21 protein-coding genes and 4 pseudogenes are annotated in these 24,766 nt (G+C 53.1%); 3 read left to right on the top strand and 22 right to left on the bottom strand.

Going from position 1 to position 24,766, the window contains the following annotated elements; translation table 11 throughout:
• The first annotated feature begins 137 nt into the window (after positions 1–137).
• A complete protein-coding gene (locus ABJI08_RS13895; RefSeq protein ID WP_348402446.1) occupies positions 138–473 on the top strand; it encodes a hypothetical protein in 336 nt (111 codons plus the stop codon).
• Positions 474–804: 331 nt separating this feature from the next.
• On the opposite strand, the gene ABJI08_RS13890 is transcribed toward ABJI08_RS13895, so the two are convergent.
• The 8 genes and pseudogenes from ABJI08_RS13890 to ABJI08_RS13855 form a co-directional block, all read right to left on the bottom strand.
• The gene (locus ABJI08_RS13890) at positions 805–2,208 is read right to left on the bottom strand and encodes a dihydroxyacetone kinase subunit DhaK (RefSeq protein WP_348402516.1); all 1,404 of its coding nucleotides are present in this window, start codon (positions 2,206–2,208) and stop codon (positions 805–807) included.
• 54 nt (positions 2,209–2,262) lie between these two features.
• Positions 2,263–2,406 (bottom strand): hypothetical protein, encoded by a 144-nt coding sequence (locus ABJI08_RS13885; RefSeq protein WP_348402445.1) that lies wholly within the window; start codon positions 2,404–2,406, stop codon positions 2,263–2,265.
• Positions 2,407–2,416: 10 nt separating this feature from the next.
• A pseudogene (locus tag ABJI08_RS13880) lies at positions 2,417–3,411 on the bottom strand (ABC transporter ATP-binding protein).
• Positions 3,404–4,500 (bottom strand): annotated as a pseudogene (locus ABJI08_RS13875) (ABC transporter ATP-binding protein). Before ABJI08_RS13875 ends, ABJI08_RS13880 begins: the two co-directional pseudogenes overlap by 8 nt.
• A 3-nt stretch (positions 4,501–4,503) precedes the next feature.
• Positions 4,504–4,692, bottom strand: coding sequence for a hypothetical protein (locus ABJI08_RS13870; RefSeq protein WP_348402444.1), 189 nt, complete (start codon positions 4,690–4,692; stop codon positions 4,504–4,506).
• On the bottom strand, positions 4,689–5,444 hold the full coding sequence (locus tag ABJI08_RS13865) for a carbohydrate ABC transporter permease (RefSeq protein WP_348402443.1): 756 nt from the start codon (positions 5,442–5,444) through the stop codon (positions 4,689–4,691). Before ABJI08_RS13865 ends, ABJI08_RS13870 begins: the two co-directional genes overlap by 4 nt.
• Positions 5,445–5,622: 178 nt before the next feature.
• Positions 5,623–6,571, bottom strand: a pseudogene (locus tag ABJI08_RS13860) (sugar ABC transporter permease).
• A gap of 129 nt (positions 6,572–6,700) precedes the next feature.
• A complete protein-coding gene (locus ABJI08_RS13855) occupies positions 6,701–8,035 on the bottom strand; it encodes an extracellular solute-binding protein (protein WP_348402442.1) in 1,335 nt (444 codons plus the stop codon).
• A 165-nt stretch (positions 8,036–8,200) separates the two neighbouring features.
• Between ABJI08_RS13855 and ABJI08_RS13850 the strand changes: the two genes are divergently transcribed.
• On the top strand, positions 8,201–9,235 hold the full coding sequence (locus ABJI08_RS13850) for a LacI family DNA-binding transcriptional regulator (RefSeq protein WP_348402441.1): 1,035 nt from the start codon (positions 8,201–8,203) through the stop codon (positions 9,233–9,235).
• Positions 9,236–9,409: 174 nt separating this feature from the next.
• Here ABJI08_RS13850 and ABJI08_RS13845 read toward each other — a convergent pair whose 3' ends face one another.
• Positions 9,410–9,817 (bottom strand): winged helix-turn-helix transcriptional regulator, encoded by a 408-nt coding sequence (locus ABJI08_RS13845; RefSeq protein ID WP_348402440.1) that lies wholly within the window; start codon positions 9,815–9,817, stop codon positions 9,410–9,412.
• A 180-nt stretch (positions 9,818–9,997) separates the two neighbouring features.
• Here ABJI08_RS13845 and ABJI08_RS13840 point away from each other — a divergent pair, with 180 nt between their 5' ends.
• Positions 9,998–10,375 carry a VOC family protein gene (locus tag ABJI08_RS13840; protein WP_348402439.1) on the top strand — a complete coding sequence of 126 codons (378 nt, stop codon included), beginning with the start codon at positions 9,998–10,000 and terminating at the stop codon, positions 10,373–10,375.
• Between the two features lie 428 nt (positions 10,376–10,803).
• Here the strand turns inward: ABJI08_RS13840 and ABJI08_RS13835 are convergent, their stop codons facing one another.
• The 13 genes and pseudogenes from ABJI08_RS13835 to ABJI08_RS13775 form a co-directional block, all read right to left on the bottom strand.
• The gene (locus tag ABJI08_RS13835) at positions 10,804–10,938 is read right to left on the bottom strand and encodes a hypothetical protein (protein WP_348402438.1); all 135 of its coding nucleotides are present in this window, start codon (positions 10,936–10,938) and stop codon (positions 10,804–10,806) included.
• On the bottom strand, positions 10,938–12,434 hold the full coding sequence (locus ABJI08_RS13830; RefSeq protein WP_348402437.1) for an NAD-dependent succinate-semialdehyde dehydrogenase: 1,497 nt from the start codon (positions 12,432–12,434) through the stop codon (positions 10,938–10,940). The genes ABJI08_RS13835 and ABJI08_RS13830 overlap by 1 nt, the downstream gene beginning before the upstream one ends.
• 94 nt (positions 12,435–12,528) lie before the next feature.
• The gene (locus ABJI08_RS13825) at positions 12,529–13,473 is read right to left on the bottom strand and encodes a cyclase family protein (protein ID WP_348402436.1); all 945 of its coding nucleotides are present in this window, start codon (positions 13,471–13,473) and stop codon (positions 12,529–12,531) included.
• A gap of 86 nt (positions 13,474–13,559) precedes the next feature.
• Positions 13,560–14,732, bottom strand: coding sequence for an iron-containing alcohol dehydrogenase (locus ABJI08_RS13820; RefSeq protein WP_348402435.1), 1,173 nt, complete (start codon positions 14,730–14,732; stop codon positions 13,560–13,562).
• A gap of 3 nt (positions 14,733–14,735) precedes the next feature.
• Entirely contained in the window at positions 14,736–15,395 is a 660-nt protein-coding gene (locus ABJI08_RS13815; RefSeq protein WP_348402434.1) for an ATP-binding cassette domain-containing protein, read from the bottom strand.
• Positions 15,395–16,216 carry an ABC transporter ATP-binding protein gene (locus tag ABJI08_RS13810; RefSeq protein WP_348402433.1) on the bottom strand — a complete coding sequence of 274 codons (822 nt, stop codon included), beginning with the start codon at positions 16,214–16,216 and terminating at the stop codon, positions 15,395–15,397. The genes ABJI08_RS13815 and ABJI08_RS13810 overlap by 1 nt, the downstream gene beginning before the upstream one ends.
• A gap of 1 nt (position 16,217) precedes the next feature.
• On the bottom strand, positions 16,218–17,201 hold the full coding sequence (locus ABJI08_RS13805; RefSeq protein WP_348402432.1) for a branched-chain amino acid ABC transporter permease: 984 nt from the start codon (positions 17,199–17,201) through the stop codon (positions 16,218–16,220).
• On the bottom strand, positions 17,198–18,094 hold the full coding sequence (locus tag ABJI08_RS13800) for a branched-chain amino acid ABC transporter permease (RefSeq protein WP_348402431.1): 897 nt from the start codon (positions 18,092–18,094) through the stop codon (positions 17,198–17,200). The genes ABJI08_RS13805 and ABJI08_RS13800 overlap by 4 nt, the downstream gene beginning before the upstream one ends.
• Before the next feature lie 172 nt (positions 18,095–18,266).
• Positions 18,267–19,595, bottom strand: a complete 1,329-nt coding sequence (locus tag ABJI08_RS13795; RefSeq protein ID WP_348402430.1) for an ABC transporter substrate-binding protein — start codon at positions 19,593–19,595, stop codon at positions 18,267–18,269.
• Between the two features lie 254 nt (positions 19,596–19,849).
• Positions 19,850–21,079: an ABC transporter substrate-binding protein gene (locus tag ABJI08_RS13790; protein WP_348402429.1), complete on the bottom strand. Its 1,230-nt coding sequence runs from the start codon at positions 21,077–21,079 to the stop codon at positions 19,850–19,852.
• Positions 21,079–22,416: a sigma-54 dependent transcriptional regulator gene (locus ABJI08_RS13785; protein ID WP_348402428.1), complete on the bottom strand. Its 1,338-nt coding sequence runs from the start codon at positions 22,414–22,416 to the stop codon at positions 21,079–21,081. The genes ABJI08_RS13790 and ABJI08_RS13785 overlap by 1 nt, the downstream gene beginning before the upstream one ends.
• On the bottom strand, positions 22,413–24,110 hold the full coding sequence (locus tag ABJI08_RS13780; RefSeq protein WP_348402427.1) for an ATP-binding protein: 1,698 nt from the start codon (positions 24,108–24,110) through the stop codon (positions 22,413–22,415). The genes ABJI08_RS13785 and ABJI08_RS13780 overlap by 4 nt, the downstream gene beginning before the upstream one ends.
• Positions 24,111–24,332: 222 nt before the next feature.
• A pseudogene (locus tag ABJI08_RS13775) lies at positions 24,333–24,609 on the bottom strand (hypothetical protein); the annotation flags it as partial.
• Positions 24,610–24,766 lie beyond the last annotated feature (157 nt).

The raw sequence follows: 24,766 nt of genomic DNA, 5'->3' as shown, positions 1-24,766 counted from the left end.
CGAGGCTTCAGGCAAAAGCCAGGAAGACATAGGTCGCGGAAACGCTTGGCCGCGACCGGCCGACAATTCATCGTGAGATTAAACATAACTGGTGGCATGATACGGAAGTTACACAGGCCGATGGCAACTGGCATGTGATGGCGCAGACGCTGGCGGATTGGCTTCACTTCAAACGCCGCAAGCTGGTGCAAAATGTGGACTTGCGAGAGGAAGTCATCGCCAAGCTGAAGAGCGGCCGGTCACCAGAGCAAACCGCCGGGAGTTTAAAGATCGCGACGCGAACACCTTATCGGATTTTTCACGAGACGATCTATCAGTACGCCTATTCGAAGGACGGCCTGTTTCAGGAGCTGGGACGTAAACTGGCTGAGCGTCGACGGAAGCGCAAACCTCGGTATGCGCACAAGGCCAGTGACCGCGTCTTTCCGTTGCAAACAAACATCCAAGTTCGACGATTCGATAGCGGATCATAGGCCAGCACGAATACGTCCTTGGACGCAGGCCTAAGCCACGTGATCACTTCCACTTCTTCCGAAATCAATGCCGCAAGCTGTTCGTTGGGCCCACACAAGCGTGCAAAAACCTCGTTCGCCAAAATACCGAGCGGCTTTTGCACTTTGCCTTGAGGGTTTACTTGAACTGTCGCCCCTTGATTGCCCTGCAGTGCACTGACGCTGACCAGTTGCGACACCGACCAACTTGCGCTTGCGCTACGTTCGACCAAGTCAGCAAGGGCCGGCTCGTACCCTTGACGGGCAAGGCAATCACTTAGTGTTGTGGTCGACGTGTCGGCTGGCCAGATGCTCAAACAGGCGCCACAGCTTCTGCACCGGGCTCAATATGACCGTCTAGCTGCTCCGCATTGATATAGCTCGCGCGGCCCGCTTTTGCTGACGTCAAAGATGCCGTGTAATCGGCCCCCTTGCGCGCCGCCTTCGCAGCCGCAGGCAAACCATCATTCAAAGACCCCAAAGCAGGTAACAATGCGTCAACCATGGTCCGATCACCTGGATTAGCGCCACCGATTTGACGCATCCGGTCAAGCCCGGCAATCAAAGCATCGCGCATCGTCTGGCCAGATGATGATGCATCCCCCGCTGCCGCGAAGAAAATGGCAAGCAGGACACCTGACGAACCACCCATGGCCTGGCTGAGTTCCAGCCCGATGGAACGGTAGAGTTGTGTATGATCCGCCAAAGGCAGCGTATCCATGGCCTCAATCAAAGCACGAGACGCGCCCGCCAATGTGGACCCAGTGTCACCATCCCCAGATTTCGCATCTAGCAGATTCAAGTCACCCTCGGCCGCAATCAGCACATCACAGCAGTTCGTCAGAAATGCCTTGGTTGGTGCATGTGCCGATGCAGGCGCTCGAATTGGTGTCAAACCATCGGGAAGCGGGAGTACCAAAGGCTTGGTGACCGCGCGGCAACCCGGCCAAGCAAGCACATTGGCTGCTTCTCTCAAGAACTTTTCATCCCCGTCCGCCAGTTCGCAAACCGAAATCGAAAACCCGTGCATATCAAGGGCAGTCATCATCGCGCTTGGCCCCACGACCAAGCGGATATGTTGGCCGAAATCTGACGATAAAAGGCCGTCCGTCAAAATGGCCATTTCCAAACAGGACGCCCCGCCAAGGTTGTTGATCAACACCACATGCGGCGTCCTTGGCATGTCCGCGCTCAGTTTTTCTGTCACCTTGGCAATGGCATCGAGTGCGCCTGCCGATGCGACCTGTTCAACGCCCGCTTCGCCATGAATACCAAGGCCCAGTTCGGCCATGCCCGGCGGAATGCGGTCCTCTTTCAGAGATCCAGGAACAGAACAGGTATCCAATGACAGCCCGATGCTGCGTGTAGATGAAATCACCCGCTTGGCCGCAATTGTGCAAGCGTCAAGGTTCGCGCCGCTCGCGGCCATCGCACCTACGATCTTGTGCACAAACAGCGTGCCCGCAAGCCCGCGTGACTGTGGCAGATCAGGCAGTGCCACGTCATCATCCACGATGACCACGCTGACCTTATGACCAAACGCCCGCGCCCGTTCCGCGGCCAAACCGAAATTCAACCGGTCACCGGTGTAATTTTTGACGATAAGCAGACAGCCCGCAGGCCCTGTCACTGCCAAGATCGCGGCCAAGACGGCGTCCACGGATGGGGATGCAAACACATCGCCACAAACGGCAGCCGTCAACATGCCTTCGCCCACGAAACCTGCATGTGCAGGTTCATGACCAGACCCGCCGCCCGACACCAACGCGACCTATGATTTGTCCCAATCCGCACGCATGGCTACGCGGATATGTGGATAGCCGTCCAGACATGTCAGTGATCCACCCGATGCGGCAATTGTACCATCAATCGCTTCGGTCACCATGTCCTGCTTGGCATTGATAAACTGTTTCATGGGTTTTCTCCTACGAAAGACGTGCGCCAGAAGCGTCAAAATAGAACGCTTTTTCAGGGCGGATCTGGATGATATCGCCCTCTTTTAGGGTCGTATGCGCCTCCGTCACCGTTATCAGGTCGTGTGACTTGAACGACAGGTGCAATCGGGTCTGATCGCCCAGATGTTCAACGCGTTGCACGAAGCTATCTTCGCCCTCGCCTTGCATGATCTGTTCGGGCGCAACCCGATATGGGTCGCATTTTTGGGCGCGCCCCCGAACACATCCGACGGCAAAACATTGATACGCGGTTGCCCCAAACGACTGGCTGCATAAGTGCTTACTGGATTTTCGTAGATATCACGCGGGTTTCCGAACTGAACCAGCTTGCCATTGTCAAGAACGCCGACATGGGTTGCCATCGTCATTGCCTCGGTCTGATCATGGGTTACGTACAGCATGGTTGCCCCTGAATCCGCCTGAATGCTTTTTAGTTCAATACGCAAATCGGACCGCAGCTTCGCATCCAGCGAGCTCAGCGGTTCGTCCATCAAATAAACGGACGGTTCACGCACCAAAGCCCGCCCGATTGAAACACGCTGCATCTCGCCGCCCGACAGCGCCGTCGCTTTGTTGTCCAGCTTGTGGTTGATCTGCAAAACCTCGGCCACGGCACCAACCTTGCGGTCAATCTCAGCCCGCGGTGTTTGCAGGATTGGGGATTTCAACGGGAATTCGAGATTTTGGCGAACAGTCAAATGCGGATAGAGCGAGTATTGCTGGAACACCATCGCCACATCCCGCTGGGCCGGTATGAAAGACGCAACATCACTGCCCCCGATCTTGACAGCGCCTATATCAGGCTTGTCCAAGCCCGACACCATTCGCAGCGTCGTCGTCTTGCCAGCACCTGTCGGTCCAAGCAAAACTACAAACGCACCGTCTGGAATGGTCATGCTTACTTCATCTAACGCGACCTGTGGGCCGTACGACTTCGAGATGTTCGTTAGCGTCACTTCAGCCATGGATCAGCAATCCTTCATTGGCTTGCGAGCGAAGTGCCGCACCTGTCTTAGCGTCAAAAAGTGTAATCGTGCGCGTGTCAAACGTAAGCCCCGTCTGCTCCCCGACAGGGACTTTGTCAGAACTTGCCACGCGCGCATTTAGGTCACCATTGGCCGTTTCTAGCGTTACGATCTGCGTAGTACCAAGGTATTCTGTCGCTTTAACTCGCCCTCGATACGGGGCCGTATCGTCCAGCTTCACATGCTCAGGACGTACACCGAACGACAACTCGCCATTGGCCTCATCAATGCTTTTCGGCACGCTCATCGGGGTTTCATTCAGGCGCACCTCGCCACCGCCCTTGCCTATCATCCCGCGAAAATCGAGGAAATTCATTGGAGGAGAGCCGATAAACTGCGCCACGAATTTTGTCGCGGGCCAATCATAGATATCTTGGGGCACTCCAAATTGTTCGACCGACCCGTGGTTCATCACCACGATTTTGTCGCCCATCTGCATGGCTTCAAGTTGATCGTGAGTCACGTAGACTGTCGTGGCGTTCATGCGATCATGTAAGGCGCGTAGTTCTTCGGACATATGTTCACGAAATTCAGCGTCCAACGCGCCAAGTGGTTCGTCCATAAAGAACGCCTTGGGGTCACCTACGATCGCCCGACCTAGGGCAACGCGCTGCCGATCCCCGCCAGACAAACCACCGACAGGCTTGTTCAAAATGTCGAGATGCCGAGGATCTCGGCAATCTCGCTGACCTTCTGTTTCACCTGCGCGGCGGGCATCCCTTGGGATCGCAATGGATAGCTGATGTTTTTGCCCACATTCATATGCGGATAAAGCGCGAACATTTGGAACACGAACGCGATGTCGCGCTGGGACGCAGGCTTCATGCCAACCTCTTCTCCGTCGATATATACTTCGCCCGATGTTGGTAATTCCAAACCCGCCATCATCCGCAGCGTTGTGGTCTTGCCGCAACCAGACGGTCCGAGCAGCATGAAAAATTCTCCATCTTCAATCGTGAACGTCGAAGATTTCACCGCGTTGAACGACCCGAAATCCTTTCGCACGTTTTCAATTCTAATTTGTGCCATGGGTTACTCCGGAAAGTGACTGACGATGATGAACATCACCGTGCCGACAAGGGTGACAATGAAGGAAAAGGTGTAAAGTCCGATTGCGAAAGGTTGCATCAGCATGATGACCCCTAGCGCGATCAGAATGGTCGCCAGCATTTCCCAAGGACCACGGCGCAATCGCAGTAAGCCGTTTACGAAGTTCATCATTTGCGAACCGCTCCGAATGTGATCCCGCGCAAGAGGTGCTTACGCAACAGGATGGTGAAGACCATGACCGGCACGAGGAAAATCGTCGCGCCCGCCGCCACCGCAGGCCAATCCTTGCCGCTGGTGCCGATGATTGTCGGAATGAAAGGTGGTGCAGTTCGTGCAGTGCCGGATGTCAGCAGAACCGCGAAGGCATACTCATTCCACGCAAAGATCAGGCAGAAAATGGCTGTTGATGCGATGCCTGTGGCCGCTTGCGGCAGGACCACTTTGTAAAACGCCTGAAACCGCGTGTAACCATCAATCAAGGCCGCTTCTTCGTATTCAATCGGGATCTCGTCGATGAACCCTTTCAGTAACCAGACCGACAGCGACAGGTTCACCGCCGTATAAAGCAGGATCATCCCAAGGTGTGTGTCGTTCATCCCCAAATTTCGGAACATCAAGAAGATCGGGATCGCGACCGTGATAGGTGGCATCATCCGCGTGGACAGGATGAAAAACAGCAAATCGTCCTTTAGCGGGACCTTAAAGCCGCTGAACGCATATGCCGCCATCGTACCCAGAACCATGCACAAGAGCGTCGATCCAAACCCGATGATGACCGAATTTAGGAACCGCTCACCATAGCGTGACGGCCCAGAAATAACCGTGCCGCGTTCGCGCGTGATCTTGTCATACCATGTTTCGGCAGGGCCCGCCGCCTCAAGCATGTCAGGTGTTGCACGCGTGCGTTCAGTGAACAGGTTCACGTAGCCTTCCAAGCTCGGTTCGAAGACTATGACGGGTGGATACGCAATTGAATCTGCAGGCGATTTGAAACCCGTGGCGACGATCCAAATGAGGGGAACGAGCGTGATGACCGCGTAGAGAACTACGAAAACGCCAGCAAACCACTTGGTGCCTTGGTGGGCTCTGTGACTGAAAAACTCATCTTTCTTTTACCTTGTTCAGGGCTTTGACGTAGATCGATGCGAGGCCAAAGACGGTCACAAAAAGAATGACGGCATAGGAACTCGAATAGCCCGTGCGCCATTTCTCAAACGCTTCTCGTTTTAGATCGATAGATGTCAGGGTCGTGGTGCTGCCCGGCCCCCCCGCCCGTTAGTTGCACGACCAGATCGAACATCTTGAAATTCTCGATCCCGCGGAACAACACGGCCAGCATCAGGAATGGCAGCGCCATAGGGATGGTGATGGTCCAGAACTGGCGCCATTTGGATGCACGATCACATTCGGCTGCCTCATATATGCTGTCAGGGATGGATCGCAGCCCCGCCAAACAGATCAACATCACAAACGGCGTCCACATCCAGGTATCAGCAATCACAATCGCCCAAGGGGCCAGATGCACATCGCCGATCATCGAAAAGCTTGCGGGATCGACCCCTGTAAAGAACGCGACCACGTAGTTGAACAGGCCAATTTGTGGTTGGTAAAGAAACGTCCAGAAATTGCCGACAACTGCGGGTGAAAGCATCATCGGGAACACAATGATCGTCGTCCACATATCGTTTCCGCGAAATTTCTTGTTAATCAGATAGGCCAGCGCAAATCCGATCAACACCTGCAACGTGATCGTCCAGATCAGGAAGTGCGCGGTCGCCTGCATCGTGTTCCAGACGTCAGGGTCGTTCAGAATGCGTTCGTAGTTGCGCAAACCAACCCATTCGACGTCATTGTTAGGGCGGTTCACCCGAAAATTGGTAAAGCTCAGACGGATTGTCCAGATCAACGGAAAGATATTCACGGCCAGCAGTAAGAAAATCGTGTGGGCCACGAATATCCACGCGATTGTCCGATCAGACAGCCCGCGAATACGCTTGGCCAGACTGTCGGGCGTTTTCGCCGCCGCCGTCTCTATGGAGGAAGGGGTCATGGTGTGTGTCCTTGTCGCGGTATGTCGCCCGCGCAACCAAAAATTGAAACATGCACCAGCCGATCCGAAAATCGGCTGGTGCGGGTGTCTGGATAACCCTCGTGAAAGGCCATCCGACAGGGAGGAACGTTAAAGTTTGCCTTCGTCCTCGAACACTTCGATCCAATCACGAACCAAACCGTCAAGGGCCTCTTGGGCCGTGCCTTCGCCAGCAATGACGTAGTTGTGCATGCGCTCTTGTGTGGCGATCAAAAGGTCCGCATAGGCAGGCTCTGCCCAGAAATCCTTCACGATCGCCATGCTATCAAGGAACGTCTGCGCATATGGCTGGCTTGTTGCGAATTCAGGGGCTTCGACAACCGCACGCAGTGCAGATGCACCACCCAAATCCCACCAGCGTTGCTGGATTTCAGGCTGTGCAAACCATTGGATGTATTCCAATGCAGCGTCCTGCTTTTCCGAATAGGCAACAACCGAAATACCTTGACCGCCAAGCTGTGCGAATTGGCCCGCCGGACCTGCAGGGTTGGGGAAAAAACCGGAATTGCCGCCACCGACAGTTTCGTCAGATTCGACGCCCGGCCAAACGAAGGCAAAGTTCATCTGCATGGCAACCTGACCCGAACGATAGGCGTCAATGTTTTCACCCATGTACCAGTTGGATGATCCCGGAGGTGTGCCCGCTTCGTAAAGTTCCTTGTAGAACTCCAGACCTGCAACAGCACCTTTTGAATTTACGAAACCATCCAGATCGTAAGGCTGATCGGGGTTCTCGTATTCGAAACCAAAGTTATAGAGCGCGTTGGTAACACCCATTGAGATGCCCTCGGACCCACGTTCGGTGTAGATCGCAGCACCGTAAACAGTCGTGCCATCAATGTCGCGACCCTGGAAGAAAGATGCTATGTCTTTCAATTGACCCAGCGCTTCAGGAGCGGCCAGCGCGTACCCGTAGGTGTCCAGAAATTCTGCCTGAAGCTCTGGGCGCTCAAACCAATCCTTGCGGTATGTCCAGCCTACAACGTCTGCATAAGCAGGCAGTGCATAGTAGTTTGGCGTGTTTTTTGGCCATTCAGCGTAGCCCGTCACAGTCGCGGGCAAGAAGTCATCCATGCTGATACCACTGGCATCGAAGAAGTCGTTCAATTTCACGTAGTGGCCGTTTTCAGCGCCCCCACCGATCCATTGGCTGTCACCAATCATTAGGTCACACAGCTGCCCGCCCGAGTTCAGCTCGTTGAACATGCGATCTGCAAATCTGGTCCAAGGCACGAATTCGAAATTCATCCTGTGGCCGGACTGTTCTTCGAAATCCTTGCTCAGCTCGATCAATGAATTTGCTGGATCCCACGCGGCCCAGCACAATGTCAGGTCTGTTGCATGACCATCCGCCATCGCAGTGGTAGCCAGTCCAGATGCAACAGTCGCACCCACTGCGGCTGTGGTGAACGGGTTCTTTTTCATGAAGGTAACTCCTCCCGGTTATGGCGGGACATGGCTCCCCGCCACGACTCACGCTCTCCACATTGCTAAATGAGGCACGTGCATCAATAATCACTGTATTCCGGGTTAAGAGCCCAATTTGGGCGCGAAAATGATGCAGCTGCGACAGGGCAAAGGTCTGATAAGATGTTGAAAACCGCGGCAATGGACGTCAGAGGTATAATGCTGAGACCCACTACAAAAGATTTGGCAAAAGCAGCTGGCGTCAGCCGCGCAACGGTCGATCGGGTCCTAAATGGACGCGAGGGCGTGAAAAAACGGACAGTGGATCGCGTAAACGACGCAATCCAAGAGCTCGGCTTCGTGCGCAACATCCAGGCCGCCAACCTTGCCAGATCCCAACGTTATCGCTTTGTATTTGCGCTGCCCCGCTCGGGTGATCTCTTTTTGAAAGAAATCATTCGCCACATCAATGAGGCCCGTGAAACCTTTGCATCCGACCTTGTGTGGTGTGACGTCGAACACATCGACGAAAATGATCCTCACAGCATTGCAGCTTTCCTGGCAACACTGGACCCGAACGAAACAACAGGCGTGGCAATTATGGCCCCTGAATCGCCACAGGTTCGCGACGCAATCTTCCGCTTGCAAGAACGGGGCGTCGCCGCCCTGCCCTTCATTACAGATCAATCCACAATGGAAGAACACTGGGTCGGAACAAACCACCACGCCGCCGGAGCAACAGCCGCAAATCTCATCGGTAGATTTTGCTCTGCGCAAGAAGGATCAGTCTTAGTCATTTCCGAAAGCATGAGGTCAAGGGACAGTCTCGAGCGGCGGATGGGTTTTGATGCCGAGATGAACGCGCATTTTCCCAACCTGCGCGCGCTCCCGTCTTTGGAAACCTACGGGGACGAAGTTCGCGCTGAAAATATCATCGGCAGCTCGGTGATGAACTATCCAGACCTCATTGGCGTTTATGTGCTGTCATCAGAGGCCCGCGTGCCACTCACGATCCTGAACGAAACAGGGAACACGGGCCATCTGATCAAAGTCGCCCACGAGCGCACGCCATTCACAGAAACAGCGCTTAAAGACGAGACATTAGATGGTGTCATCGTGCAAGACCCCGGCCATCTTGTCCGCAGTGCTGTGCGAAAACTCAAGGCGATTACCGACAAGCGCGTCGCAAAGGGGTCTCAAGAACGGATCAGAGTATAGGTTTTACTCCGGACAAACATCTGAATAAAGACCGTCGAGCTGACTTACACTGACTCAGCGCAATTCGTAACATCCATGGGAAGAATGTCGGTTGGGATCGTGCGGTTTTGGTCTTAACAAAAACGGGCAGCTATAGCGCCAATGCGTGCTTTGGCTGCTTCTCATTTACTTTGATTATTTTCGGCTCAAACTGATTTCCGGCCCGGTAATTCTACTTATCACACCTCCCGTATTGACGGCCCGATAGATTGATCTCGGGGGGCGCGCCGTTTCATCAACGCTGCGATGTACCCAGTCTTTTACCTCCATAGATTTCAACGACTGTGACAAAGCGCGATCAGTGATCGTATGAAGGTTTCGTTTGATGTCGCTGAAATGGCACGGCCTTTGCAGGGACGTTAGCACCGGCAAGGTCCAAGACTTGCGTAGCAAACGCTGATCGTCCTCAGCGGACACCCGCTGAACCTTGCCCGCAATTGCAGCCGCTTCTTTTCCGAGCTGAGTAAGGCGAAACTCGGGTCTCAATGGATGGCCATACCCAGGGTTTCTTTCCAGAAGCCCCGCTTTGATGAGGTGGTCCATGCTTTGAGCGAATGCAGTCCTGCTCGCTCCAGTCGCTGTCAGCAACGTCGCCTGTCGTCCTGCAACCCCCAAATGCAAGTTGGACAATATGGGGATTGCCCAAGCCCTTGAAGTGATGTTGACAAATAAGTCTATGTCCATAAAGTATAGTTAATACATTTTTACTAAAAAGGAAAGCCAATGGCACTTGTTACCTTGGACGAAACTATCAATATCGCAATGTCGGTCAAAGATCGTCACGCAAGTGCCAAGTGGTACCGAAGCATGTTGGGCTTTGAGACGATCTATCACGCTGACGACGCGGGCTGGTCGGAACTGCAAACAAAAACGGTTGGTGTGACGATTGGCCTTGGTGAACATACCAAACCTGTTCCCGGCAACTGCGTTCCTGTCTTTGGAATCGCTGATCTGGACTCCGCTCGGCAGAGGCTGGAGCAAGCCAAAGTGAAGTTTGACGGTGAAACAGAAGTGGTGGAAGGTATGGTAAAGACTGCAACTTTTTATGATCCTGATGGCAACGCCCTGATGCTCGCAGAAGATTTAACGATAGGATCATGACAATGCGCGTTCTTAGAAATGTTGCTGTGGCGCTTCTCGTAACATCGAGTTTCGCCGTGGCTGAACCGTTCTAAGAAGTTACGGTCGGTCCCGTTGGCATCTATCGTCGATGCAGAGGCCTGGTATCTAGATCTATTAGGCTCAGATGTTGAAGTCCAAGACCTTTCCCTGGGGTTGCGGAATTCAAAGCCCCTTCAGCGGCGGTCCTTTCGTAGATGATGGGTGATGTATTTCCCAAAGTGGAGTGGCGATGGGAGGGATTGTACCAGCATTGGATGAACTCAAAACGGCGACACGTGCCTCGGCCATTAACTTGAATTTTCGGCGGTCGAGCAACTCACTTTAGATAGTGGCGAAAGGCTTGTGCACATGCACTGCCCGGTAGGCGATGTCCATTTCATTGCAGAGAAGACCAAAGCCAAGGATGATTATTGTGAGCCCTGTTTGCTGTGGCTAATGACGCCACCGGACTGCGCTGCGAAGGATGTCGTGCAATCCACCGGTACAGCAACGCCGAACCAGCCAATTGGAAACGGCAGACGGTCTGTAACAAGATCTGTCATCATACCCCCCCAATGCAGACGTATTTCATCTCGAGATAGTCATCCACGCCATATTTGGAGCCTTCGCGTCCTTGTCCCGATTGCTTGATACCACCGAAGGGTGCGACCTCGGTTGAGATCAGCCCCGTGTTGATACCGACCATTCCGTATTCCAGCGCTTCTGCGACGCGCCAAACTTTGGTGAGATCATTGGCATAGAAGTAAGACGCCAGCCCAAAGATCGTATCGTTGGCCTGCTCAATCACATCTTCGACCGTGTCGAACTTGAACAGTGGTGCGACCGGACCAAATGTCTCTTCGTCGGCAATCTTCATGTCGCGGGTAACACCGGTGAGGATAGTAGGCTCAAAGAATGTTCCGCCCAAATTGTGGGCTTTACCGCCAGCGGCAATTTGGGCGCCTTTGGCCGTTGCGTCCTTGATGTGCTCGACAACTTTAGCAACAGCATCATCGGTGATGAGTGGGCCAGCGGTGACGCCTTCTTCAAACCCGTCGCCAACTTTCATCTTGCCGACAGCGGCACTGAGCTTTTCCGCAAAAGCGTCGTAGACCCCAGACTGCACATAGATGCGGTTGGCACAAACACAGGTTTGTCCATTGTTGCGATATTTGGAAATCATTGCGCCCTCTACGGCAGCATCGAGATCGGCATCATCAAACACGATGAAGGGAGCATTGCCGCCGAGTTCCATCGATGTCTTCATGACCTGATCAGCTGACTGCTTCATCAGAATGCGACCGACTTCTGTGGACCCTGTAAAGGTAAGCTTGCGCACTTTCGGATTGGAACAAAACTCCTGACCGATGGCCGCGCTCGACTTTGATGTGATGACGCTAAACAAACCTTTTGGCAGGCCGGCTTCTTCGGCCAAAACCGCCATGGCCAAGGCAGATAGCGGCGTTTCAGCCGCAGGCTTGGCCACAAATGCACAACCAACTGCAAGCGCAGGGGCCAGTTTGCGGGTCATCATCGCATTTGGGAAGTTCCACGGCGTTATGGACGCGACAACGCCCACCGGCTGCTTCAATACCATGATGCGTTTGTCTGGCTGATGTCCCGGTATGATATCGCCATAGACCCTTTTTGCTTCCTCAGAAAACCACTCCAGGTAAGAGGCGCCATACATGATCTCACCTTTGGCTTCCGCCAAAGGCTTGCCCATCTCGGCGGTCAGGATCGCAGCCAGATCATCTACATTGGCGATCATCAGATCAAAAAGCCTGCGCAAGACCGCTCCACGCTCCTTACCAGTTTTTGCTGCCCAGCTCTTCTGCGCGATAAAGGCTGCATCAATCGCAGCGCGCGTTCCGCCGACACCTAAATCTGGGAGCGTTGCGATCACATCTGTGGTTGATGGGTTGATAACATCGAAGACAGACCGGCCGTCATCCTGTGCCTCCCGCGTCGTGACCCAGTTGCCTGCAACATATGCGGCTTCTGAGAGTAAGTCTTTTCGGCTCAGGCGCTGTTCTAGTGTTTCGAAAATATCGGGCATTGCGGTCTCGCTTTGAAAAGGCTTTCAGGAAGTTCGGAGTCTTGTGGCACCGGATTGAACGGCCCTGGGGTAAAACCCTGGGCCGTTCGCGCTTCTAGTGAATTGCGATCGGGTTGATGATCATCTGCACTGCGCCTTTGAGACGAGCAGCGCCGAGGACGAACATGAACTCCTTCACTCCGTCTTTGACCAATTCACGCGTTTCCATGTTTTCCAACATATAGATTCCGTTTTGCGGAATCAGGATTTGGTGAACGGAAAAAACGCCATCGCTGCCTTTTTCAAATGGAACAGCTTCAACACCCCAAGTGTCAGCACCAACAGCCATCACACCAATTTCAGCAAGGTATTCGGCTCCGGAATTACCAACGCCAGGTTCGACCGACACATACCGCTTGTGGTCCTGATTTTCGCCGTCCAGCAGATTCAACCAGCCAGAGTGGAACATCACCACGTCGCCTTTTCGGATTTCAACACCCTGCTGCTCAGCCGCTGCAATGATATCTGCTTTGGTGTAGGGTGTGCCTTCCTTCACGATGTCCTGACCGTAAAACCTGGCCATGTCCAGAACGACGCCGCGCGCGACGATCGGTGGCAGTTTCTCGATTCCGAGTTTGGTAAGCCCATCAGCCTTTGCAAACTCGGAATCTTTGAAGCCATTGTAGAAAGTGTGCTTGATGCCGATGTGGCCGAGGCCGTCAATCTGCGGACCGATACCCAACCAACCCATAAAAATATCGTCGTTGTAGGTCATTCCGTTGGTTCCAAGACCTTCAGTTCCAATCTGGTTGGGCTGAAGGACACTCACGCTTAAAGAACGTGGCGAAAACGCCGGTGTCTTTGAATCGACGACGATTCCAAGATTGTAGGTCTTGCCGGTTTTGATCAGTTTAGATGCCTTGAGCACACTTTCCGGTGTAATCAGATTTGCGGCACCAATTTCATCTTCAGGACCGTACTTGGAATTTGTCCAGTCCTGCGCCATGGCTGTTGTTGCCATGCTGCAGCAGAGCGCTGCCGTGAAAAGAAGTTTATTCATGTTAAGTTTCCTCCCTATGGAACGTCACGGCCAAGTGGTCGGTGTCTGGTGAGCTGACCGCAGACTCCCAAGACGACCAGCACAAATCAGAACGACGCTTCGTAGATGCGTGCCGCGTCTTCCAATCCAACCTCCCTCGGATTGTTGACGAGCAAACGCGTCTGGTTCATCGCGTCCGATGCGAGCTTTGGAATATCCGCCTTGGTGATCCCGACATGCTGAAGACCAGCTTCCAATCCGAGTTCAGTGTTGAGCTGCCCGAGTCGTTCGATGAATTCTGCCGTGACCGCCTGGCTTGATCGGTTGGTGTTGATGCCGGGGAATACGTGTGAGGCAAGTTCAGCATATTCTGCGCTGCATTCTGGCGCATTGAACCGCATGACCTCTGCCAGTACCAAGGCGTTGGAAAGACCATGTGGAACGTGGAAGAGACTGCCAATAGGATAAGCAAGAGCGTGGACGGCGGCCACGGGCGAGTTCGCAAATGCTTGTCCTGCCAACATTGAACCAAGCAGCATGTTTGCACGGGCTTGCTTGTTTGATCCGTTGAAAACGGCTTCGCGAATGTTGGCTCCCAACAAATCGAGCGCCTGCTTCGCCAGCATCTTCGACATTGGATTGTTGTTTGCGTTTTTGGAGGTGAAAGCTTCGATGGCATGGACCATCGCATCCACACCCGTCGCCGCTGTAATGTGAGCCGGTAGCCCTGTCGTCAATTCGGCATCCAACACAGCAATATCAGGAAGGATGATCGGAGATACGACGCCCTTTTTCTCTTCGGTGCCAATGGTCAGAATAGAGACCGCCGTGACTTCGGAACCCGTCCCCGCGGTCGTCGGGACGAGAACGAGTGGCAGTCGCGTGCCTGTTGCCTGATTGACGCCGTAGATTTCATCAAGCGGTTGTTGGGAAATCGCGAGGAGAGCAATCATTTTCGCGACATCCATGGAACTGCCGCCACCAAAACCAATGACGCAGGCTGACTCGTGCAGCTTCGCAAGAGCAACGGCTTCCATCACTGTTGAGGCTTTTGGGTCTGGCTCGATTTTGTCGAAGACGGTAACCTGAAAGCCGCTTTGTTTCAGGCTTGCTAATGCTTGGTTGGCCAAACCCAATCGCATGATGCCCGGGTCAGTAACAAACAAGACCTCCGAGTGCCCTGAGGCATTGGGCATGCTGTCCACAATTTCACCCAGCTTGGCAGCGCCGCCGGTAATCTGGCGGATAGAAGGTGTTGTGTTGAAGGTAAAATCAGTCATCGCTCACGCTGCCTCCGCATTATTCATCAAGGCGATTTGGCCGCGTTCGATAGAGTAGACTTTGTCGACAACTTTTTCTGAATGGCTGTAGTCGGATTCCGACACCAAGACCGTGAGATTTTCAGATCTCAAATTGCCGATAACCTCCATAAGTCGCTGCGCAAGTGCGGGCGCAACACCTTCAAACGGTTCGTCCAAAAGCAGCAGGTTAGATCCGGCCACGAGCGCGCGGGCCAATGCCACAAGTTTTTGCTGCCCTCCGCTCAAAGTCATTGCCTTACGCTCGGCAAAACGGCCGATTTCGGGCATGAGTTCGTAGACCCATTTGAGTCTGTGGCGGTCGTGATTATTGGTCGCCCACAGAGAAACCATGATGTTTTCTTCGACCGTGAAATGGGGCACCAGGCGTCGATCTTCCGGCAGGTAGCCAATACCAAGCGCCGCACGTTCGTGGGGTTTGGACTTGTGCAAATCCACATGGTTGAACTGGATCGCGCCGCTCTCGACGGGCAATGCCCCCATGATCGACCGCATCAAAGTGGTCTTACCCGCACCGTTTCGGCCAATGAGACCACAGGTCGTCCCGGTCTCAATTTCAAGACTGACGTCTTGCAAGATCGGTACACGCTGAATGGAGAGGCTGATATTGTCTATTGTCAGCATTATGCAGCTCCTTTTCCGGAGATTTCTTGGCTCAGTTTTGATTGGCGTTTCTCAGGTTCTGCGGTGCTTCGATGAAACTCACTGCCAATGACGAACTCACGAACCTTTTGGTTTTCAAGAACCTCTGCCGTGGGTCCATCTGCAAGAATGGTTCCCTCGTAAAACGCAACGCAACGCGGCGAAAACGTTTCGACGATTTCCATGTCATGTTCGATAAAGAGTACGGCGGTTTTTGTTGACTTAAGCGCATCGATCAGAACGCGCATGAAGTCCATTTTTTCATCGGCACTCACACCACTTGTCGGTTCGTCGAGAAATAAAAGCTCTGGCTCGGCCACCGTCGCCATCGCGATATCCACCAGTTTCCGGACACCCTGGGCCAGGGTGGTAATTTCCTGATCAGCGTATTGATCGATTTTAAACCGGGCGAGAAGCGTCATCGCTTCTTCTTCCAGTGCCGGATTAATCGCCGGTTTGAACAGGACGGGACCGGTTTGTTTTGCCACCGTCAAGGCGATCAGCATGTTTTCAATCACTGGCAGTTCCGGAAAGAGCTGCGGGATTTGGAAAGACCGACAGATCCCAAGTTTGGTGATGTCCCGCGTCGGCAATCCAGTGATGTTCTTGCCGCGATAGAGGATCTCACCAGCGCTTGGTGCCAGATAACCAGTGGCCATGTTGACGAAGGTTGTCTTGCCCGCACCGTTCGAACCGATGACACCCAAAACCTCGCCGGCGCCGATTTTGATGTTGATGTCTTTGGCGGCATAGACCGCGCCAAAGGACTTCTCGAGATTACGTGTTTCAAGAATGGTTGTCATGTCATTCACCTGCTGCTGGAGCAGACGCAGCCAGCCTTTCTTTCTGGGGTTTTTTCTTTTTGGCGATCAGCGACCAAAGCCCCTTTGGAAGGAAAATGATCGTGAGAAGCATCACTGTCCCCAAAATCATCTGCCAAGTGTTCGGCGAGATCTCGACGGCAAAGATGCGAACGATTTCAAGAATGAACGTCCCGATCAGAGGTGCTGCGATATTCCCGACACCGGAGAGGATCGACACGAAGACGAACTGACCTGACGTTGTCCAATTCGTCATTTCGGGGTCGACATGTCCAAGAGCCAACGCCCAGAGCACGCCGCCAACAGAGGAGACAATCGCGGCCAGGACATAGGTGATGTGGACTGCTTTATGTGCCGAAGTGCCCAGATATTCGACCCGTAGTTCATTCTCCCGGATCGCCTCATTGATGTAGCCAATCGGTCCTTTGAGGAAGCGATTGAGTGCTATTGCACATCCAATGACAACGAAGCAGGTGATGATGTAGAGGGTCAGCCTTGCGGTTTCGCCGGCCGGTGCCCAGCCAAGATAGGTGGCGGTTGGCAGGTTGAATCCATCGGTGCTCCCGAGGTCTTCGGTGCTGGAAAGCAGGCCGAACAGGATCATCGATACTGCCAGACTCAACATTGCGTAGAAGATTTCGCGATATCTACGCAAGAGGAACCCGAGGATCGTCGCCAGAACAAGGGCGGCGATTATTCCAATAGCCAGAAGCACAAAGAGATCGGAGATCCCCATGAACTTTGCAGCCATGCCCGCGGCATAGCCGCCAACGCAAAAATAAAGTCCTTGTCCGAATGAGACCAGACCGGCGCGCATTTGGATCATGACACCCAAAGCGACAAGACCCGTTCCCATGGAAACTTGTACGTAGTTGACGATCCACTTGGGCAGGACAAATGCGATGCAGATCAGGATTGGCAGGGCGATGATCAGCCCCAATTCAGTACGGTCGAATGATTTGGTCATATCTTCCTGCTTTCTGCTAAAGCAAAGAGGCCATAGGGTTTGACGGCCAGGACTGCGGCCATGACGAGGTAGATTGAGAAAAGCTCTGCAGGTGGATACAGGTGCACAGAGGCCGCGCGGGCGAAGCCGACGATGACAGCCCCAAGCATGGCCCCCCCGATGGACCCCATGCCGCCGATCACGATGACCGCAAATGACAGAACAATGATTTCCGCCCCGATACCGGGTGACACCGAAATTTCAGGTGCAGTGATCGCTCCGCCAAGTGCGCCAAGGGTCGCTCCGATCACGAATGTAACCGTGAAGAAGCGCCGTACATTGATACCAAGCGCCCCGCTGATCTCACGATCTTCGATCACAACAAGCAGCAATTTTCCTATGCGCGTGCGATTGAGACCGATGAAGAGCGCCAGACCGACTGCAACGGCCACGCCTATGATGATGAATTTGTAGATCGTGTAGGGAATTCCGAAGACGTCGACTGTCCCAAAGTAAAATGCTGGCTGCCAAGCAACATAGGATTGGGTTCCCCAGATCAGCTTGGTCACATCTTCAAGGATGAGGAAGATTGCATAGGTTACGAGAACCATCAGCACTTCGTCACGCCCATACATGAACCTGAGTATTCCGCGTTCAACGAGTAGTCCCGAGACAACGCCAGCTGCCAGAGCGGCAATTGGTATGATAAAAAATGTCAGGGCAACCGTATTGCCAGTTTGAGTGTAAAGGCCGATGGCCCATGCAGACGAATAGGCTCCGAGTGCATAAAAGCCACCATGGGCAATATTGAGGATTCGCATCACGCCGTAGATCAACGTGAGCCCCACCGATGATAAAAACAGCCATGCGGCAAAGCCAAGACCATCCACTGTTATCGCGATTGCGGTCAGCATCATTAACTCCAGATAAATGTTAGGGATTTCCTCCTCGCCGTGTGTTCAGCCGTAGGAGAAAAAGCCGGGTTCAAGCAGCTCAGCCAGATCGCTCGAATCCCGGTTCAGTGTTTGAAGGCGATGTACTGATCGTCGTTTCAGCAACACCGCCTTCTTGGGAGGAACTAAGTGCTTATTCGCAATTCGCGCCTTCGAAGCCGCCATTGATCCAGTCGATGGATGTGACGCCTGCGGGAGGATTCACGCACTCGGCTGCGAAGCGTACGACATCGACAAGGCTCGCTTTGCCAGAGTCTTTGTCATATTTGTAAGTGCCGTAGGCTGTGTCCTGAATCGCCTGGTGACCATTGGCGAGAGCCATGGAAACGGTGCCGCTTGGACCTTCCCACTCCAGACCCTTCAATGCGTTGATAATGGCATCTTGATCGGTGTTGCCAGCCTTGTCTGCGGCAGCCTTCACACCAAGCAGCGCTTGAGCCATTTTGTAGGACGGATAAGTTGGGAGCGTACCAAAACGGTCGAAATAGGCTTTGCGGAACCAGTCGTTCAGTTCTGACTCCGGCGCGAGATCGCCGTGGGGGCCTCGTGCTCCAATCACTGTTCCATCAGGCAATTGCGCGCCCAGACGATGCATAGCTGTCTCACCGGTTGTGAGAACAACTTTAGAACGTTCGAATACGCCACGCGCTGAACCTTGGATAATAAAGGCTTCCATGTCACCGCCCCAGAAGCTGGAGTGGATGACATCCGGCTTGGATGTCAGCAGTGCGGAGATTTCCGAACCGTATTGGCCAGCATAGATCTTAGGAAACTGTTCTGTCGCGACCTCCGACCCTGAATTGATCTGCGCGATGGAAGCGGAAAAGTCGCGCCAGGAATCCTGACCCCAGGCATAATTTTGGTTGATGCCCGCAATAGTGGCGGTCGCCGTGCCTGTTTGCGCGAGATAGCGTGCCGCTGCGACGTTATCCATGGTCGCATGACCGCCCGTGCGGAAGGTATATTTGGGATCTGTGACAATTTCTTCGAAGATTTGCGGCGTACCACAGTCGAACAGAATCGTCAGTTTTTGTGCTTTTTCAGCTTCCGGTGCGATCGCCTTGCAGCTACCCGAAGAAATATATCCGACGACCATATCAACAGCGTCTTTCTCAACGAGCTTGAGATAGTCAGCGTTTTTCTGTTTTGAGTTTTCATCAACGAAGATCGGATCGATAGAAGCGCCACCGATGCCAGCTGTGTTGTAGGGACCAGGGAGGGTGCCAGCGTTGATGGACTGGATCAAGAGTTCAGCGGCGTTACGCGCCGGAACTCCGAATGGACCGGCAGCTCCTCCCGACAGGAATGTGACAAATCCAATTTTGACGGTCTTGTCTTGCGCCTGTGCATCATTTGGCAGTGCAAAAATGCCCAGGGCGCCAATTGTTGCAGCTGCAAAAAGGGCCGTTGTACTTTTGAAAACGGCATCAATTTTAGTGCCGATTTGAGGCGATTTCCTCATGGTGTTCCTCCAAGTTCTATCCAGTTTTGAGATAGAAATTTACGCAGCAACACGCGGTAGAGCCTCCCCCGACCGGTAGGTGTAACTGTGCAAAATCCTCCCTGCGCACCATTTGGACGCGCTGACCTAAGTCTCATCGGAATGAGGTGTGCTTCAATTTGTCGGTCGCATCTTGGTGAGCGCTTTTCGCTCAAACGTGCCGATCTCAGAGCGGAAGCCGCTCACGATGCAAGTTTCGCACCATTCGCCTGTTTTCAGTCTGGGAGTTGTGGCCACTCTGCGGGAGGGTAGTAGACTGACCACTCGCCCAATTGCACCGTTGCAGGAGGAAAACGATTGTCAAAAACGGTCCGGCCGATTGCTTGCACCTGGAGCATCTGATGGCTTTTGGGATCCATATGCGACCGGAAATCTTCGGGGTCTTCGGGGAGCGACAAGCTAAGGTTTTCGAATGCTAGACGCAGTTTTTCCTTGTCGTCGAGGCCACCTGTTTGTCGAACCGCCTCAGCGATTGCCAAAATACCAGCATATGCACCTTGCGCTGCGTAACTGGGGTAGCGGCCGGCCTCTTCATAGAACCGATCAACAAAAGCTTTGTTCTGTCGCGTGGGCGGCCAATTGACATGATGACGTGCCGATAAAACCAAACCAAGAGGCATGTCATTGCCCAGTTCTGCTAGAATTTCGTAATTTCCGCCCGCATCAAAATTAATAAACTGGGTGTGCTCAAATAAACCAAGTTGCTTTGCCTGTTTGACGAAAGTCACCAGATCGAGACCCCAATGACCACTGACGAGGATATCTAATTCGTCCTTGAGCAACTGTTGGATGTAGGGCGTGTAGTCCGTCTCGAACAGTTTTGGCCAATACTCGCCCTGAATGTTTGCCGCCACACCGTGGGCGTCCAGAAATCCCTTCAGGTCGTGCCAAGCCTGATATCCATATTCATAGTCAGGTCCAATGAATGCTATTTTTATCGGATTTGGCGACTGGCCGTAATTCTCCTTGATGAACTGCGCGCCTGCCAGCATCGAAAGGCGCGTGCCATTGCTGACCCTAAAATAGTAGGGGTGGAGCGCCTCTGTGACCAATGTAGGTGATGCATGGTCAGTGCCGATAAAGAAAGTTTCGTATTCTGCGGCCAGATTAGAGACCGCACGAGCGATGTTGGAACTGACCACACCGCACAGGAAGTCGACGTTTTCCACTTCGATGAAATTTCTGGCGATCTGAACAGAGCGAAGTGACTTTGACCGCGTGTCTTCAATGATCACCTCGATCTGCGGAAATTCTGCCGGTTGAAGCGAGTTCAGATGGTTTTGCGCCAGCTTTATAGCCACCGCGCTGTCACGACCATAAAGGCCACCTGGACCGGTCAGGGGGTAAAGGCACCCAACTTTGACCGGGTCGGATTGCGCAGAGATTGGCGACCAGAAAGATAGGGTCGCCAAGATTGCAAGTGCGTATGCGGCAACCCTACTCATTATGATAAATCCAATCGCTGCATCTTGCGTTTTAGCGCGTGTCTGGAAATCCCCAACCGTTCGGCAGCGAGACCCTTTTTGCCCTGGCACTTGATCAAGGCGTCCTGAATCATATTGCGTTCAACATTATCCATCGACTCTTCGATGGACACCGGACTTCGTAGTTCAACAGTTCGAATTTCCGCAGGCAATTGATCGACAGAGATGACCTGCCCGGGATGAAGGATCGTGAGCCGCTCGACGAGGTTTTTCAACTCGCGCACATTTCCCGGCCACGGATATGAGTTGAAAAAGGAAAGAGTCGATTTTGCAAATCCAATTGGATTGGAAACTGTTTCCTCGGCGTAGAGGCGCGCGAAATGTCTGGCGAGCAATTCAATGTCTTTATCCCGTTCCCGCAACGGTAAGATCTCCAGCGGGACAACGTTCAGGCGGAAAAACAAATCCTGACGGAATTCCCTGACTGCAACCGCCTCTTCGAGGTTTTTGTTGGTGGCAGCGATAACCCGAGCATTTGAATGACGCTCTCTTGATATACCCAGCGGCCGATAGGTCCTCGTTTCAATAAAGGTCAGGAGCTTTGCTTGAACAGAAAGGGGCATTTCCCCGATTTCATCAAGAAACAGGGTGCCGTTGTCAGCAATCTCCACCAAGCCACGACGGCGTGTGACGGTACCGGGTAGCGATCCTCTTTCTGCACCAAAGAGTTCGGCCTCAATCTTGCCTTCGGGCAACGTAGCACAGTTTATCTCGACAAACGGGCTGTCTTCGCCGCTTCCCTTTATGTGCAGTTGTCGGGCCACTACTGCCTTGCCTACGCCGGTTTCTCCAGAAAGAAGAAGCGTGCCGACATTGCTTTGGGCGATGCGGTCAATCTGTTCCCTCAAATTCCGAATAAGTCCGCTAATCCCAATTAGAGATGTTTCATTCGTATAGCGCTGTCTCAGATATTCGACTTCGGATTTCAACTGACTGTGATTGTTGGTTTCCTCAAGCAGATGGATGAGTTCATCAACGTCAAAGGGTTTTGACAGATAGTCTACCGCACCCATTTTGATGGCTGTGACAGCGTCTTTGGTGTCGTCGAAGGCCGACATCATGATGATGGGCACATCTGGCATTTCGTTGTTAAACCATTCGAGGACGTCAAGACCACTCTGCCCCGGCATTCTAACGTCGAGCAACACAATGTCAGGACTTTCCTTTTGGGCCAGATTACAGCCGAGATGACCATTGTGAGCTTCAAGGCACTCCATCCCAGCTTGCCGAAGCGTGAACGCAAGCGATTGAGTCAGTTTGGTTTCATCGTCAATTATAAGAACTGTCGTTTTACTCATGACGTTTCCTTTGATTGACGTCCCTCGGAGTGGAAAATCATAGTTATCGTTGTGCCAACGCCTTCTTCGCTCTCGATTTGCATCGTGCCGTGGTTCGCCTCGACCAGTTGGTTTGTGATCGAAAGGCCAAGGCCGGTCCCTCCCGGCTTGGTTGTAAAGAAAGGGCTTAGAATCTTTGCTTTGGTATCATCGTCGATACCGCTGCCGTCGTCTGACACGGTAAGGGTTGCAGTGCCGTCTTCACGATAAGCTTGAAGGTTGAGGTGACCTCCATCGGGCATCGCATCGATGGCATTGAGAGTTAGATTCAATAGGATTTGTCTCAGGTGCGCCTCATCGATTGCTATCGCGAGGCTCGAGTCTCCAGACAGATTGATTATGACACTTTTCTCATGCGCTGTTGTCGCGATAAGCGTTCTGATAGATCGAAATATATCGCGGACCAGAACTCGTTCGATTACGGGATCACTGGGTCGGGCGTAGTTGAGAAACTCGCTGATTGCGTTATCCACTCGCGTAATCTCTGACGAGATAACCTCAAACATTTTGCGGCGCTCAACATCTGTCTCGTTTCGGTTCAAGCCGTGAACCGTTGCTGCAACTGTGGTGAGTGGGTTTCTGATCTCATGGGCAATACCTGCGGCCATGTTGCCAAGAGCGGCGCGACGTTCGACTTCAACACGAGACTTGATCAGCTTCTCCAATTGCTCACGCATGCGATTGAATGATCGCGCGAGCGTACCGAGTTCACCAGGCGCATCTTCAGACACCGGCTCCGAGAAGTTCCCGTTCGCAATCGCCTTGGCCCCATCGTTCAGGGGCAGGAGGTAGCGCGACACACGCTCGGACATCTTGAAAAACAGGAACACCAGACCAAGTGCCGATATCGCGGCAGCGACCAATAGCAAATATCGGATTTGCGTTCGCGGTTCTTTGAAAATGTCCGTTCCTTCTACCAGATGTATCTTCCAACCTGGAAAGAACTGGCGCGATTTAGCAATAACCACGCCTGCATCTGCACGTGTACCAACCGCCGTCAGGTGCACGCGATCAAAGACTACGATTTGTGGCTCATAGACATTAGGTTCTATGAGTGAGGCGACCTCCTCGGTGAGAGAAGCAAGCCGCGTTCGAAGGGAAATAATACCAATTTTTTCGTTATTCACTGTCACAGACTTCCGGATAAGAAACCAACCCGGGCGCCCATTCTTGGGTAGTACGGGTCCCAGAACCTCGACCGATTCATGTTGCACAAGAGGAAGTGTATTGTAATTGTCCGGCTTTGATCGCGTCCGAGTTGATGGAACCGTTTGCAGAATATTGCCGTCAATGTCAGCGAGTTCGATTGCGTATATGTCGGGCCCCTCAGCTTCCAAGAGCAGAATATCCTCTAAAAGCGCGGACATAGTCGCGGTTTGGTCGCCGCGAAAAAAATCCGTCGCATCAGGGAGGTCAACAATGTTCTCCAGCCGATTTACCTGAACCGACATGAAATTACTCATCTTGGCAGCCGTTGCTTCCAAGTTTGCATCTACCCGGTTAGCTATCAGGTTATTCAAGAGGTTGGCGCTATATTGATCATACAGCGCTGCGATCAGCACCAGAGGTATCAGCGCGGCGACAAGTGCGCCCCACAAATAGCGCCGGGCAAGATTTAGCTTCCGGACCCCGAGCCTCAAGTTCAAATCAATCATCCTCCCGAGGTGAGGATATCAAGTTACAACATGAGCGCAAATCGCTCAGCTCAAATTATATGAGCGGAAACCGCTCCAATATCTCTATAAAGTCTTGCCTAACAAAAGCGGGCCATCATCATGCAATGCCGCATGAAAAATGTGTGGATGTATATGGCCCCGGCCCATGGCTTTGTTGCACAACTCGCGAGAGTGCCGGACTTCCCCTTACTCCGGACGGATTTATCCTGCGGCCTCGGTAACAGGCATGCCAAGTGTGGTGTAGCGGTTGAGGACGGCGATGCGAACTTGGGTTCCAGCGACCTGCCGATCAAAGTCCCTCGCCATCAGCGATTGGTCGAGTAGTTTATACAATGCATCCACTGACCGGCAGGGTTATGCGCAGCATGATCCCGAGAGGTTTTGTTTCGACGCGGCTCCTGCGGTGGTATCCGCTCCAGCCGCGCCACAGGGGGCGGCCGGGATATCGTTGTGCATTGACCGCGTCGTTACGCGCAATGGGACTGTTGCATTAGTCGGTTGAGTTGGTCAATTTTGGGCTTTTGAAGTTAAATATGCCGCGCAGATCCCCGTTCAAGCACCACCGCTTTCCGCGTGACATCATCCTGTGTGCCGTGCGGTGGTACCTGCGCTATCCATTGTCTTATCAGGATGTC

Source organism: Shimia sp. (assembly GCF_039969785.1).
GTDB lineage: Bacteria > Pseudomonadota > Alphaproteobacteria > Rhodobacterales > Rhodobacteraceae > Shimia.
The sequence above is the reverse complement of the archived record's forward strand: the minus strand, read 5'-3'. Positions and strand labels throughout refer to the sequence as shown.

What these genes read in the sequence shown, in the direction of transcription:
- ABJI08_RS13895 (WP_348402446.1), top strand. Translation starts at nt 138, where the DNA reads ATGGCGCAGACGCTGGCGGATTGGCTTCACTTCAAACGCCGCAAGCTG.
- ABJI08_RS13885 (WP_348402445.1), bottom strand. Translation starts at nt 2,406, where the DNA reads ATGAAACAGTTTATCAATGCCAAGCAGGACATGGTGACCGAAGCGATT.
- ABJI08_RS13870 (WP_348402444.1), bottom strand. Translation starts at nt 4,692, where the DNA reads ATGATGAACTTCGTAAACGGCTTACTGCGATTGCGCCGTGGTCCTTGG.
- ABJI08_RS13855 (WP_348402442.1), bottom strand. Translation starts at nt 8,035, where the DNA reads ATGAAAAAGAACCCGTTCACCACAGCCGCAGTGGGTGCGACTGTTGCA.
- ABJI08_RS13850 (WP_348402441.1), top strand. Translation starts at nt 8,201, where the DNA reads ATGTTGAAAACCGCGGCAATGGACGTCAGAGGTATAATGCTGAGACCC.
- ABJI08_RS13845 (WP_348402440.1), bottom strand. Translation starts at nt 9,817, where the DNA reads ATGGACCACCTCATCAAAGCGGGGCTTCTGGAAAGAAACCCTGGGTAT.
- ABJI08_RS13840 (WP_348402439.1), top strand. Translation starts at nt 9,998, where the DNA reads ATGGCACTTGTTACCTTGGACGAAACTATCAATATCGCAATGTCGGTC.
- ABJI08_RS13835 (WP_348402438.1), bottom strand. Translation starts at nt 10,938, where the DNA reads ATGACAGATCTTGTTACAGACCGTCTGCCGTTTCCAATTGGCTGGTTC.
- ABJI08_RS13830 (WP_348402437.1), bottom strand. Translation starts at nt 12,434, where the DNA reads ATGCCCGATATTTTCGAAACACTAGAACAGCGCCTGAGCCGAAAAGAC.
- ABJI08_RS13825 (WP_348402436.1), bottom strand. Translation starts at nt 13,473, where the DNA reads ATGAATAAACTTCTTTTCACGGCAGCGCTCTGCTGCAGCATGGCAACA.
- ABJI08_RS13820 (WP_348402435.1), bottom strand. Translation starts at nt 14,732, where the DNA reads ATGACTGATTTTACCTTCAACACAACACCTTCTATCCGCCAGATTACC.
- ABJI08_RS13815 (WP_348402434.1), bottom strand. Translation starts at nt 15,395, where the DNA reads ATGCTGACAATAGACAATATCAGCCTCTCCATTCAGCGTGTACCGATC.
- ABJI08_RS13810 (WP_348402433.1), bottom strand. Translation starts at nt 16,216, where the DNA reads ATGACAACCATTCTTGAAACACGTAATCTCGAGAAGTCCTTTGGCGCG.
- ABJI08_RS13805 (WP_348402432.1), bottom strand. Translation starts at nt 17,201, where the DNA reads ATGACCAAATCATTCGACCGTACTGAATTGGGGCTGATCATCGCCCTG.
- ABJI08_RS13800 (WP_348402431.1), bottom strand. Translation starts at nt 18,094, where the DNA reads ATGCTGACCGCAATCGCGATAACAGTGGATGGTCTTGGCTTTGCCGCA.
- ABJI08_RS13795 (WP_348402430.1), bottom strand. Translation starts at nt 19,595, where the DNA reads ATGAGGAAATCGCCTCAAATCGGCACTAAAATTGATGCCGTTTTCAAA.
- ABJI08_RS13790 (WP_348402429.1), bottom strand. Translation starts at nt 21,079, where the DNA reads ATGAGTAGGGTTGCCGCATACGCACTTGCAATCTTGGCGACCCTATCT.
- ABJI08_RS13785 (WP_348402428.1), bottom strand. Translation starts at nt 22,416, where the DNA reads ATGAGTAAAACGACAGTTCTTATAATTGACGATGAAACCAAACTGACT.
- ABJI08_RS13780 (WP_348402427.1), bottom strand. Translation starts at nt 24,110, where the DNA reads ATGATTGATTTGAACTTGAGGCTCGGGGTCCGGAAGCTAAATCTTGCC.